10 protein-coding genes and 3 pseudogenes are annotated in these 12772 nt (G+C 66.3%); 7 read left to right on the plus strand and 6 right to left on the minus strand.

Features of this window, described 5'->3' with window-relative positions:
* Nucleotides 1-5 precede the first annotated feature (5 nt).
* Both ACSYG9_RS27600 and ACSYG9_RS27605 read right to left on the minus strand, forming a co-directional pair.
* On the minus strand, nucleotides 6-1184 hold the full coding sequence (locus tag ACSYG9_RS27600) for a site-specific integrase (protein WP_432793395.1): 1179 nt from the start codon (nucleotides 1182-1184) through the stop codon (nucleotides 6-8).
* Nucleotides 1185-1844: 660 nt separating this feature from the next.
* Nucleotides 1845-2275: pseudogene (locus ACSYG9_RS27605) on the minus strand (DDE-type integrase/transposase/recombinase); the annotation flags it as partial.
* A gap of 215 nt (nucleotides 2276-2490) precedes the next feature.
* Here ACSYG9_RS27605 and ACSYG9_RS27610 point away from each other — a divergent pair.
* The 5 genes and pseudogenes from ACSYG9_RS27610 to ACSYG9_RS27630 all read left to right on the plus strand — a co-directional run.
* Nucleotides 2491-3507 (plus strand): annotated as a pseudogene (locus ACSYG9_RS27610) (IS256 family transposase); the annotation flags it as partial.
* A 116-nt stretch (nucleotides 3508-3623) separates the two neighbouring features.
* Entirely contained in the window at nucleotides 3624-4679 is a 1056-nt protein-coding gene (locus ACSYG9_RS27615; protein ID WP_064257805.1) for a tyrosine-type recombinase/integrase, read from the plus strand.
* A complete protein-coding gene (locus ACSYG9_RS27620; protein WP_064257806.1) occupies nucleotides 4676-6631 on the plus strand; it encodes a tyrosine-type recombinase/integrase in 1956 nt (651 codons plus the stop codon). The genes ACSYG9_RS27615 and ACSYG9_RS27620 overlap by 4 nt, the downstream gene beginning before the upstream one ends.
* 47 nt (nucleotides 6632-6678) lie before the next feature.
* Nucleotides 6679-6912, plus strand: a pseudogene (locus ACSYG9_RS27625) (transposase); the annotation flags it as partial.
* 93 nt (nucleotides 6913-7005) lie between these two features.
* Complete coding sequence (locus tag ACSYG9_RS27630; protein ID WP_121209511.1) at nucleotides 7006-7971, plus strand: ScbA/BarX family gamma-butyrolactone biosynthesis protein; 966 nt, start codon at nucleotides 7006-7008, stop codon at nucleotides 7969-7971.
* A 7-nt stretch (nucleotides 7972-7978) separates the two neighbouring features.
* Here the strand turns inward: ACSYG9_RS27630 and ACSYG9_RS27635 are convergent, their stop codons facing one another.
* Entirely contained in the window at nucleotides 7979-8635 is a 657-nt protein-coding gene (locus ACSYG9_RS27635; protein ID WP_033098746.1) for a ScbR family autoregulator-binding transcription factor, read from the minus strand.
* Between the two features lie 42 nt (nucleotides 8636-8677).
* Between ACSYG9_RS27635 and ACSYG9_RS27640 the strand changes: the two genes are divergently transcribed.
* Nucleotides 8678-9670, plus strand: coding sequence for an NAD-dependent epimerase/dehydratase family protein (locus ACSYG9_RS27640; RefSeq protein WP_454843064.1), 993 nt, complete (start codon nucleotides 8678-8680; stop codon nucleotides 9668-9670).
* Between the two features lie 637 nt (nucleotides 9671-10307).
* Here ACSYG9_RS27640 and ACSYG9_RS27645 read toward each other — a convergent pair.
* Nucleotides 10308-10502 (minus strand): hypothetical protein, encoded by a 195-nt coding sequence (locus tag ACSYG9_RS27645; protein WP_121209512.1) that lies wholly within the window; start codon nucleotides 10500-10502, stop codon nucleotides 10308-10310.
* Nucleotides 10503-10915: 413 nt separating this feature from the next.
* On the opposite strand from ACSYG9_RS27645, the gene ACSYG9_RS27650 reads away from it, so the two are divergent.
* Nucleotides 10916-11575 (plus strand): ScbR family autoregulator-binding transcription factor, encoded by a 660-nt coding sequence (locus ACSYG9_RS27650; protein ID WP_033098748.1) that lies wholly within the window; start codon nucleotides 10916-10918, stop codon nucleotides 11573-11575.
* Nucleotides 11576-11727: 152 nt separating this feature from the next.
* On the opposite strand, the gene ACSYG9_RS27655 is transcribed toward ACSYG9_RS27650, so the two are convergent.
* Together ACSYG9_RS27655 and ACSYG9_RS27660 are read right to left on the minus strand one after the other, a co-directional pair.
* On the minus strand, nucleotides 11728-12054 hold the full coding sequence (locus tag ACSYG9_RS27655; RefSeq protein ID WP_454843065.1) for an LGFP repeat-containing protein: 327 nt from the start codon (nucleotides 12052-12054) through the stop codon (nucleotides 11728-11730).
* A 225-nt stretch (nucleotides 12055-12279) separates the two neighbouring features.
* Nucleotides 12280-12627 (minus strand): hypothetical protein, encoded by a 348-nt coding sequence (locus tag ACSYG9_RS27660; RefSeq protein WP_454843066.1) that lies wholly within the window; start codon nucleotides 12625-12627, stop codon nucleotides 12280-12282.
* Nucleotides 12628-12772 lie beyond the last annotated feature (145 nt).

The following is a 12772-nucleotide window of genomic DNA, read 5'->3' on the forward strand; positions in this document are numbered from 1 at the left end:
CACGGTCACAATCCGAGATTCGTCACAGCGTTGCCGATGAGCGGGGCGTGTTCGCGGGCGTAGGTTTCGAGCATTGCCGGGGTGCTGTGCCCGGTCTGGCGCATGATCGCGTGCGCGGACGCGCCGTTGCGGAAGGCCTGGGTGACGAACCCGGCCCGCAGCGAATGCCCACCCAACTGTTGGACGATTTCGGGGTCGTAGCCGGCCTGCTCCGCGCGGCGACGGATCGCTTTGTGCACCGCCGCCCCCGACAGGGGTGTGTCGGAGAGGTTGCCGTTCTTGCGGATCGACCGCAACAGTGGTGCTGCCGGGACCATCCGGGGCCGGGTTCCCCGGCACACGTGCGCCTCGAACGGTTCGGCGGTGCGCAGCAGGCGGATGACGGCGGGGCGGCCCCCGGTGTCGAAGGCGGCGACGACCTGTGCCCACCGCAGCCACGCACACGGCGGGCAACTCACATGGCTGTGGGTGAACGGCAGTGCCCGGACACTCCCCCGTCCTTCCTGATCGGTCTTCGATTTCCGGAGGCGGATGTGCAGGCCGTCGAGCCGGTGCAGCGAGACGTCACTGCAGGCCAGCGCGACGAGTTCGCTGCGCCGGAACGCCCCGGCGAACCCCACCAAGAAGATGGCGGAGTCGCGGCGTTCCAACACCTCCGCGGCCCAACTGCCGGTAGCGGCGCGCATCTTCTCGACGATGGTGACGACGTCGGCGGTCAGCAACGGCGCCCGCGGACTGCGGGGCCGCTCCCCCGCCGCCGCGTAATCCCGGCGGATCCCCGACAAGGTCGCAGTGACCAACTCGTCGCTGCCGGGCGCGGGATGCCCGGCACGGCGATGGTGGAAGCCGATCCCGGCCACCCACCGCGCCAGCGTGGCCGGGGAGTAGGCCCGCTCCCCCGCCTCCGTCACCGTCGACGCCGCGTCGAGCAGGTAGGCGGCGACGGTGAGGGGATGCGCCGGCAACATGGCATGCCCTTCGCGCTGGCACCAGGCGGTGAACCGGTCCCAGTCGGCGGCATAGTTGCGGCGGGTCGACTCCGAGCGGGCCCGGGTGACGGTGCCAGCGACCTGAGTGAGGGTCTCTTCCGGCAACACCGGCACGGACGGCGCAGCTGGGTCCGACGCGGTCCGGACAGGCGTCGAAAGGTCGTCCGGACGGCGGCTGATCAGGTCATCGGGCACGAACACAGAGCCTACCGGCCCGCACCGACACTCTCGAGCAGGAAAACGCGCTCATCAGGGTTTTCGGGCGAGATGGTGCGCTAATGGCAATTAGCAGCATCGATCCCTTGTAAACCACGACTGACATAACACCAGGTCGAGAATTCGCCCGATTTATTCGGTTTGTGTAGGTTCCACGATTTGGTGTCGGTTTCCAGATTTCATGTCGGTAGCGTGTCGGTTTCCACGTTTCATGTCGGTCGGCACCGTGCTGGATGGACACTCGAAAGTGCCCCGGACCAGTGAGGTTGAGGTCAGGTACGTGTAGGAACCAGGTGCTCCTGTCGCAATGGCCCCTCACTCCGGCGAATCCGTGTCGGATGATCCAGGGACTACTTGTACGGAAAGTCCGTAGCCATCCCCGTCAGCGGCACTATTCCGGGATGTTCTGCGGTTACAACCATGGTCATGTCGGGCCTGACGCGAACCTCCAGCGCCACCGATCAGCGCAATCGGACGATGCGACCCCAGTTGCTTCACGCCGCATCACGCCGGCCATCAGCCGGCCTTTCCTATGATGCGCGGGGGGCACGGACCACCGGGACGTACGGTCGGTCCTCTGCCGATCGACTGCTCCGGTTGCCGAAAGGGGACTGCTGCACGATGGGGTGACAGATACGGTCACGCAGCCTGTGCGGCCGGTGTGGTCATGGTTGTTTCGAACTCGACTGGCGTCAATCTGCCGAGTCTGAGCTAACGGCGTCGGCGGCGGTAGGTTCGCTCAAGCGAGGTGACGATCGCAATGCGCGACTGCTCGCGTGTGACCCAACGCTGTCGGCCGAGGACGTTGCGTTGGAGCAGCGCAAAGAACGATTTCCATCGCGGCGTTGTCGACAGTCGCCGGCCGCCCCGACCCATCGACCCGACCAGGCCGTGGCGGCCCAGGGCGCGGACGAGTTTCCGGCTGCGAAATTGCGACCCATGATCGGAATGAACACGCACCCGGCAACCGAACCCCACCGAGCCACTGCGGATTCGAGGGTGGCCACGGTGAGCCTGGACTTCATCCGGTCACTGATGCACCACAGTTCGATGTCACCTGCTCCGACATCAGTCCCGTTCGGGATCTCTGTGGGGCGCGCAAAATGCTGTACATATGCCCTGCAATCGACATCCGGTCGTTCGATGACCGGGGAGTAGTGCCCCATAGAGTGGTGTAACTCGGTGGCCGAGATCGTGTCTGACGCTGTGTCGTTGACCGACGTAAAGCGGCCACCGCGTGATCCTTCGAGTCAACCTTCCACAGAATCCTCGAGGAGTCATCGCGATGACCGCACCCCATATTGTCGACCCTGCCGGCCTACTCGGCCAAGCCCTCGCAGACGCGTCACCGGATCTGATGCGCGAACTGCTGCAGACCATGATCAACGCCCTGCTCTCTGCGGATGCCGACGCCGTATGCGGGGCCGAATGGAACGCACGCTCTGCCGAACGCACCAACCGCCGCAACGGCTACCGTCACCGACCCCTCGACACCCGGGTCGGCACCGTCGACGTCGCGGTTCCGAAGCTACGCTCGGGCAGCTACTTTCCCGAGTGGCTCCTCGAACGCCGCAAGCGGGCCGAGTCAGCGCTGATCACCGTCGTGGCCGACTGCTACCTGGCCGGTGTGTCGACCCGCCGGATGGACAAACTGGTCAAGACACTCGGCATCGACTCACTGTCGAAGTCACAGGTCTCACGCATGGCCGAAGACCTCGACGAGCAGGTCGCCGCATTCCGGCACCGCCGCCTCGACGAAGCCGGACCGTTCACCTTCGTCACCGCCGACGCGTTGACGATCAAGGTTCGTGAGAACAAGCAGGTCGTCAAGGCCGTCGTGCTGCTGGCGACCGGCGTCAACGGCGACGGCCACCGCGAGGTGTTGGGCATGCAGGTGGCCACCAGTGAGACCAAGGCATCGTGGAACACCTTCTTCGCCGACCTGGTGGCCCGCGGCCTGGGCGGGGTGCGCTTGGTTACCTCCGATGCTCATGCCGGGCTCGTCGAGGCAATCGCGGCGAACCTGCCCGGCGCGGTGTGGCAGCGCTGCCGCACCCACTACGCCGCCAACCTCATGGCAGTGTGCCCCAAGTCCATGTGGCCGGCGGTAAAAGCGATGCTGCACAGCGTCTATGACCAGCCCACCGCCACCGCGGTGCACGAGCAGTTCGACCGACTCCTCGAATACACCGACGGCCGATTGTCCGAGGTCGCCGACCACCTCGGCGACGCCCGCGAGGACCTGCTCGCCTTCACCGGGTTCCCCGACGACGTGTGGCGCCAGATCTGGTCCAACAACCCCATATCGGTTAACCGGCCCTCCCACGACACGATCACGGTTGCAGCGTGAGGTCCTGAGCCGACGACCGGTTGAGGCGCATGCTGGCGGTGTCGGCTCCGATCGAAAGGCGGCGGACAATGACCGTTCGGGTGCGCATCAGCAGCAACGGGCATGTGATCGACGGCCAATGGGAAGGATGCGCAGCAGCAAACGCGTTCCTGACGCATCTGGCCGGACGCGGATTCAGTTCGGCAACGGTGCGGGCATATGCGTTCGACGTGCTCAATCTGGCCCGATTCCTGCTCGATCGCGACCTCACGGTGGCTGCGGTGACGCCGGTGACGGTGTTCGAGTGGGTCGACTGGCAGAACGTGCACCGCAAACCCCGCCCAGGCATGGCGACACGAGGTGATCGGGGCACTGCGGCATCGACGATCAACCGACGAGTCGCGGCGATACGCGCATTGTTCGAATACCTGGTGATGACCGGGATACGCACCGAAAATCCGGTGCCCTCACCGCGGCGCGGACAGGGACTGCGACCACCAGCGCGAGGACTGCTCGGACACCTCGGGCCGGGCCGACCCCGAGCCGGAGGCAGGCTGGTACGCCAACCGCGGCTACTGCCCGAGTCCCTCGACGCCGACGCGATCGAGCAGTTTGCGGCGTCGCTGCGCACCCATCGGGATCGAGCGATGTTGTGGGCGATGCTGTTCGGCGGGCTGCGCAACGCCGAGGTGCGATCCCTGCGGTTGGCAGACGTCGATTTCGGCCAGCGACGACTCCGGGTGCTCGGCAAAGGCTGCAAGGAACGGGTGGTGCCGGTCGATGCGGTGTTCTTCACCGAACTGTCGGCCTATCTGCGCCTCGAACGGCCACCGGGGTTGGCGACCGAGGAGTGTTTCGTGGTGCTGCGCGGCCCCACCGCGGGGGCGCCGGTGACCGAGGCGGGACTGCGGTCGCTGTTCCGGCGGCACCGGGACCTCTCCGGTGCGACGAGGGTGCGTCCGCACCGATTGCGCCACACCTACGGCACCGAACTCGCTGCCGCCGGAATCGATCTGATGGTGCTGCGAGAATTGATGGGGCATGTGTCTCCGGACACCACTGCCGAATATGTGCATTTGTCGGTCGAGCAGCTCGCCGCCGAATACGGCGCGGCCCGCGCCAGTCTCGCCGGAACACGACAATGAGCACCGCGGTGGTTGCGACGGTCGTCCTGCCGGCCGGACCGGGTGCGGTGCTCACCGACTACCTCGAGCACGTCGCCAGCCTCGGGCTCAGCGACAGGTCGGTGCGCGCTCGCACCCTCATCGCGACCACCTTCCTCACCACGCATCCGGACTTGCGGGACTGGATGACCCGACCCGCTGCCGACCGGCTGGCCGAACTACGCCGCACCGGGGCCTGGCCACTGCTGTGTCACCTCATCGGACGCGGCAACCTGCGGCTCGACCTCGAACTCGCGGCCGTCAAGAACCTCACCGGACTCGGCCGGGCCGTCGAGGACCGCGACCCGGACGGGTTCGCCGCGGTCCGGGCCGCCGGCCTGGTTTTGGGGTGGACACCGCAATGGGTCGAGACCGTCCTCGGCGAGTGCCTGGCGGTGCTGCTCGCCTGGCACGGCGGTTCCGTCAGCGGTGTGAGCGCCGAGACCGTCGGCGAGTTCGACGCCGCATTGGCTGCCACACAGTCAATCCCGGATACATCGAAACGCGCCTACCGCAACCGTATCGCGGGACTGCGACAAATGCTGTTTCAGGCCCGCATCGTCGACACCCCACCACGGCGCCGACCGTGGGCCCGCACCTACGCCCAACGCTTCGCCGACGCCCCGATGGCCGATCCGATCCGCGAGGCCCTGTTGCGTTACGTCACCGTCCGGGCATCGGTGCTCCGCCCGAAATCGGCCGAATCGCTGATCAACGACCTGCTGCCGTTCGCGGACTACCTCACCACCAACCATCCCGAGGTCACCTCCCTCGAGGATCTCGACCGCAGTCACATCGAGGGCTTCCTCGTCTGGAATCGCACCCGCACCTGGCGTGGGCAACGCGCCGCTGCCGGGGCCGGGCGCATCATCTCCAAGGCCGTGATCCAATCGACGGTACTGAGCGTGCGCAACCTGCTCGAGGACATCACCGAATGGGGCTGGGAGCAGGCCCCACCGCGCCGTCTGGTCTTCGCCGCCGACGTCCCGAAACTCGACCAACCGCTTCCGCGGGCATTGCCGCCCGACATCGATGCTGCGGTGATGAATGCGGTTTCCCAGCTGGATGATTCGTTCGCTCGTATCGGGTTGACGGTGCTGCGCGGAGCCGGTCTGCGGGTCGGGGAGCTACTGGATCTCGAGCTCGGCAGCGTCATCGATTACGGCCCGGCCGGGACCTGGCTCAAGGTTCCGTTGGGCAAGCTCGCCACCGAACGCATGGTCCCGCTCTCGGCGACCACTATCGCCGCGTTGGACGAGTGGACCGGCGGGCGTGGTATCTGTCGGCCATTGCCGCATCCCCGCACCGGAGAGTTGACCGATTTCCTGTTCGTCGCACACGGCCGCCGTCTCAGCCAGACCCGGCTGCGCAACGGTCTGCTCGCTGCCGTCGAGGCTTGCGGACTGCGTGGGGCCGGGGGTGCGCCGTTGGTGGTGACCCCGCATCAGCTGCGGCATACTTGGGCCACCGAACTCGCCAACGCCGGGATGAGCCTGCAGGCGTTGATGGCGTTGCTCGGGCATGTCACTCCGCAGATGACTTTGCGTTACGCCACTTTGGCTTCACCGACGTTGCGGGATGCCTATGACCAGGCGATGGGCAAGATGCGGCGGCGGTTCACGCTCACTCCGGTCGGCAAACCGATCGTCCCCGACGCGGTGAGTTGGCTCGGCAGTGAGATGCTCAAAACGCGTGTTGCCCACGGTTACTGTTCCCGTCACGAGAGCGCGGGTGCGTGTCCCTATGCCAACATCTGCGAGACCTGCGACAACTTCGTCACCGGACCTGAGTTCCGCGGCGCGCTCGAGGCGCAACGCACCGACATCCAGGCTCTCGAGGTCGATGCTCGTGACCGTGGATGGCCCGATGAAGCTGCCCGGCATCATCGTGTCGCTGAGGCGTTGACCGACCACTTGCAGCGTCTCGATCGCTGATTCGATGTGAGATCAGGGTTGATCTCATCCCTGAGGGCCGGATAACCGAGCGACTCAACCGCGAGATTCGCCGCCGCACCGACGCTGTCGGCATCTTCCCCAACCGCGACGCCATCATCCGCCTCGTCGGCGCCGTCTTGGCCGAACAGACCGACGAATGGGCCGAAGGCCGCCGCTACCTCGGCCTCGAAGTCCTCAGCCGCTGCCGACTGACCCTGACCACCGACACCCCCACACCGACGGAGGTGACCACCGATCCACTGATGCAACTACCCGCCTGAACCTCCGAAGGATCAGAAACGAATTACACCACTACTCGCGACTTGACCGACCGGGGTGCGATCACGTCCCACCCGCAAGGTGATACTTGCGGTATGGAGGTAGTGAACGGTTCGTCCGGTTTGGAGGATGATCTCGCGGTGTTGTCGTTCGAGTCGACGGTGCCGCGCAGGCATGTCCACCGCCAGGCGATATCCGAAGTCTTCCTCACCGATTGCGTTCGCGGTCCCGGACCGGACCGATTCGTCCTGGGCGCGCAATGGCCGCGTCTACACGGTTTCTATCGCAGCCGGGCCGGTCGCTACGACCCGATGCTGCTCGCAGAGACGCTGCGCCAATGCGTGATCTATCTGGCGCACACCCGGTATCGGGTCTCGCTCGGTCAGCGGTTCGTGATGCAGACGATCGAGATCACCGCAGAGCTGGAACGTCTAGTGATCGGTGCCGGCGCCGCGGAGGTCACCATCACCGCGGCGGTATCGGATGTGCGACGTCGTGGCTCGCAGGTCACCGCTTTGAGCGCGGCACTCGAATTCACCATCGCCGGCCGCCGTGTGGGGTCCGGCAGAGGCCGAACTGCCGTTCTGACGGCCGAGGAGTACGACACCGTGCGTTGGGGTGCCGGTGGGCCGCGGACGCTGGGCCCTGTACCAAGGGGAACGCCGGTCGATCCGACCGCGGTGGGGGTGCCGGTGGTCGGGGATGTGGTGGTCGGTGCCACGGCGCGGCCGGGTCGCTGGCGGGTGTTGCCGGATCTGTCGCATCCGGTGTTGTTCGACCATCCGTCCGATCACCTGCCGGGCATGCTCGTTCTCGAGGCTGCCCGGCAGGCGGTACGAGCGGAATGCGGGGCCCCGGAGGCGGATCCGGTGTCGATAAGCGCGCAATTTCATCGATTCGTCGAACTCGACGTTCCGGCGGAGATGGTGGTCTCGGGTGTCGAGAAAGAGCCTGCGGGTGCGCATGTCGTGCTCGAGCAGCGTGGAATGGCGATGGCTACGGCGACGCTGAGGTGGCCCGCCGGCGCATCTCGTGCGCCGGGGCCCGGGTCCGGCGGATAGCGGCGTGTCAGGCCGGCTGGTGTGTCTCGCTCCAGCGAGCCCGACGGATCTTGTCGCTGTCGGGGCGGCAGTCGGAGGTCAGGATGCCGTTGAGCAGGAACTGCAGCATCTGGTCGATGCGGTGTTCGAGATCGATGCGTCGATCGAGGACATTCGAGACCATCTGAACCCCGGTGAACGCCGAGATCACAAACCGCGCCAGCTCGGAGGGATCGATCGTAGGGAGCAGGTCGCCCTCGGCGATCGCGGTCTCGACGAGGTGCCGGCAGGCTTCGATCCAGTCCTGGTACGGTCCCGGCTGGTCCGGTTCGGCGCCCGCACTGAATTCGAGGGTCAACCGGATGCCGGCCCGGACGATCGGATCCTCGACGATCTGTCGCCCCATTTCGTGGCAGAGCATCACGATCTGCTCGAGCGCCGAGGCCTGTGTGGCGGCGATCGCGTCGACCGCGGCGATGGAGATGGCGTGTTGCTGTTCGACGACGGCGTGTGCGAGTTCGTCCTTCGATTTGAAGTGGAAGTACAGGGCACCTTTGGTGAGCCCGCTGCTCGCCTCGACGATCGCCCCGAGGCTGGCACCGTCGAATCCCAGCCGATCGAAGGTGGCGGCCGCTGCTGCCACGATCTGCTGCCGGGTCGCTACTGCCCGAGCTTGTTTGGCCACACCCCGTGTCCTTTTACTCGATGATCTACCGAAAGGCGAGTCGTGGAGAACCTCGACCCTCTGCCTCCCCCGAGGCGAACCGTACCACCGGACCGGAACGGCATCGCGGACCACGGATCGGCGCCGTCGACACCTGCATGGCGCGTCGCGGTCGTGGGTTCGAGCGGTTTCCTCGGTGGGGCGGTGCTCGACGCCCTGCTGAACATGGGGGTGGCATGCACGTCGATAGCGCGCCGTCCGCTCACATCCTCGAGACCGCCGATGCTGGTCGCGGCGGCAGATCTACTCGATGTGAAGGCTTTGACCGACGCGCTGGCCGGTGTCGACGCGATTGTGCATGCAGCGTCTTATACGGGCTCCGACGCAGCCCGATGTGAGGAGGTCAACGCTCTCGGTACCGAGAATCTGGTGACGGCCGCTGCCGACCACGGTATTGAGCACATCGTGTACCTGAGCACGATCGGCGTCTACGGCCCCGGACCGCATCGCAACGTCGTCGAGGGTGAGTTTGCTCCGGCTCCGGTCACTGCGCTGAGCGCGAGTCGTCTGACTGCCGAAAACCATGTGCGCGGGCACGGCGGTCTGGTGCTGCGACCCGGATTCGTGTACGGGCCCGGCGATCGATGGTTCCTGCCCGGGTTGGCACACATCGTCTCGACGCTCGGGGTGTGGATCGACGACGGCGCCGCACGTCAATCGGTGATTTCACGCGGCGACGTCGGCCGGCTCACCGCCGCACTCGCGGCGCGCGCCCTGCCCGCGGCGTGGCGTGGGGGCATGCGTCATCTCGCCCATCCGACCGCGGTGACCGTCCGCAAACTCGTCCACACCGCCACCGCACAGGGTCTGCTCACACCACCGGCCGACTCCGTCGACTACGAGCAGGCACTGCGGATAGGCCAAGAGCGGGGACTGTCCGCACGTCACATCGATCTGATCGGGCACGATCATCACTACGCCAGCGACCGAATCTGGGCCGAGACTGCCCTGGAGCCCTCACCGAATGCCCTTCCGGCGAGTCCCACCTCGCCGTGAGGGAGCTGCGGGAGTCACGTAGTAGATCGTGTTCGCGAGGTTTCCGGGACGGATCGACCATGCAGCGGGTATGTGTCGGTGAGGCGTTCCCTATGCGGTGCACATGCGGTACCCTCGAACGCAACGGGCAATACCGGTCGAATGGTATTGTTTGTCTGGGATGGCGCCGATACGTGTGGATATCGGGAGTGTCCGGACGCATCGGCGGGTGTTGTGTCGGGAGTTGCCGACAGGCCAGTGACGGCGAGATTTACGAGGGGTACTCACCATCACTGGCCTGCGAGGTTCCGTCGGCATACGGCGCCGACGGACCTTCGTCCGCGCGCCGGGGGGAAAGCGCGCGAACTGTGCCCTCACGTAGGGAGCATGGGGGCACCGCACAGACTATTCGAGACCGCGACCGTGTGCACGCTCACCCCACATACGTGGTTGTCGATGTAAGGGTCGTTTTCAAAACAAGATCAATTTCGCGGACCGATCCATCAACGAGACAGGAAGGTTTGGCTGCCGCTGGTCGAGACCGGCACCTACCATCTGGTCCCGGCTTTGGTCACCGCGCTCGTCGGCGTGTGCGCTACAGCGGTCGGGGTGGGGCTGCTGCTATGCCACCTTCAGGACACACATGGTCCGGTGCCGCTCAGTGCTCGGTGACCGCCTCGCAGGTGATCACCCCGCGCACGGTCAGCGGCGCCGGATCGATATCGCCTCCGGAGCCGGTCGCGGTCAGCGCGAACACCACCTGCCGGCCCTCGTCGTGCACCTCGAGGTCGAGGTCGTCGGCGCTGTGGAACTGCACGTGTGCACCCGAGGAATCGACGAGGATGCCGGTCACCGCGTGTCGGGTTTGAGGGTCCGTTCCAGGGGAGGGTCGGGTCCCGCTCCCCGGACGCGATTGCATGGGCGGCTGCCACTGCGCGGTGAGTCGAGTGATCGACGAGGGTGACAGATCGTCTTCGCCGGCGAGGACCCGCTCCCGGGCCGGTCCGGCGGGCGTGTCGGTGGTCGGCGAGTGCCGACGTCGACGACGACAACCCGGTCGTCATCGAGTCGGTCGACCGAATCCCTGCCGGGTGTCGGTTCCCGATGGTGCTCCCACCACCGCACGGCGGGAACCGGTCACACTGCTGGCGACCAGGCCGGATTCCCGTCGACTGCTACGGTCTTCCCCGGCACGGGCGCAGGTCGCGATTCGTCAGGGCGGGCCCTCACACCGGGGCTTCGAGAGTTCGAGACAAGGACACGGGATTGGTCAAGCAGGCTCGGGCAGTGGCGACGCGGCACCAGCTCGTGGCAGCGGCCGCGGCCGCCTTCGACCAGCGGGGCTTCGAGGGCGCCTCCCTCGGCGACATCATCGAGGCGGGCACGGGCCTGAGCAAAGGTGCCTTGTACTTCCACTTCAAATCGAAGGAGGAACTCGCCGACGCTGTCGTGCAGCGACAACACGAGATCTCCCTCGCCGCGGTCGAGGCGATCGCCGCAACCCACGCCTCGGCACTCGAGCAGATCGTGATGCTCTGCCACGAGATGGGCCGACAGATCGTGCAGGACCCGATCGTCCGGGCCGGGATCCGGCTGACCCTCGAATTCAGCGGCGGAGGAGGACCGCCGGATCCGGCCGGTCCCTACCGGGACTGGATCGAGGCGTGCCGGCAGCTCGCCGAGACCGCCATCGCCGAAGGCGATCTGCCCGGCACGGTCGATGCGCCGGAACTGGCCCGGTTCGTGATCTCGGCGTTCACCGGGGTGCAGATGGTCTCGAACGTGCTCGATCGACGGGTCGATCTCGAACAGCGGATCGATCAGATGTGGCGGTTCCTGCTTCCGGGCATCATGGTTCCTGCCCGTCGCCGTAAATGCGAGCGCATCCGGCACGCCCGCTGGAATCGTCCACAGACCTCGACCTGACAATTGCTTTGGGCCCGCGCGTGATTCCGGATCGCCGAGACCGCGCAGGCCGCGCTGTTGCCGGCTGCCGCCGCGGGTGAGCCGACCCGGATCGTTCAGGTCCGGAAGATTCCGTTTCTGATCTTCGGTCGCTCACCCGCCGGCCGCACGGTTTATTCGATGTAGGCGCCGGTCGAGGGGGTCCAGACGATCGCCCCGCCGGTGAAGGTCTGGCGGAGTCCGTCGGTGCCGTACGCCTGCGCGGCCGAGGACGGGAAGCCGAGCGGGCTCGCCGCTCCGCCGAGGCTGTTGTACAGGTCCTTGATCTGATCGCACACCTGGAACGGCGACGGCCAATAGATCTGGCAGTCAGCGGTCACCTCGGCCGGCGCAGCGGTGGCCACACCACCGCCGGTCAAGGCCAGGACCGCCAGCCCGGCCGCGGCCACCGCGGTCGCCATCCGCCGCCGCGTCCTCGCCGCTTTGTCGCGCACGTGCATATACCGCTCCTTCACCTGTTTTCGGGGTCACTGCTCCCCGGGGGAACCATCGCTCGAGCCGAGCGATGATCTTGTTTGTCTAGCACCGAATGTCGGGTTTCTTCTGGACTTTTGTAAAAAAACAGGTCGAACGGTATCTGTGACCTAAGTGTTACCTGTTCCATTTGTGCAAATTGAGAAACCGTTTAGGTTGCTCACTAGCGATGGCGCCACCGCTGTACCTATTCACCCGAGAAGAATTAGGTCACAGATGGATTCGCATCCCCAGCGGGGCTCCGTCCTGTCCCGGCACAGATGGATGAGCCAGTGCCTGATCGCGAGCACCACGGTGCTGATGGTTGCCGTCGGAGGGTCGGCAGCCATGGCCCAGCCGATCGAGACGACACCGGCCGTCCCCACCACGACACAGTCCACACCGGCAATAACATCCCCGGACCTGGTGCCGCTCGACGCCCCGGCCGACACCACCGCGGTCGATCCGTGCGCGGTACCGACCACCACACCCCCGGCCACCACCACGACTCCGCCGCCCACAACCACGACTACCTCGGTGGTCCCGGCAGACTGCGTCACCACCCCGGCATCGCAAACGGTCCCGGACCCGGCCGCACCGCCGGTGACAGCCGCGCAAGAGCCGGAACCCGCCCCGCCGTCCGAGGACACCCTTGAACCGTTGCCGACGGAACTACGACCCGCTGCACCGACTTCCGATCAGCCT

This window comes from Rhodococcus sp. SJ-2, from assembly GCF_053750035.1.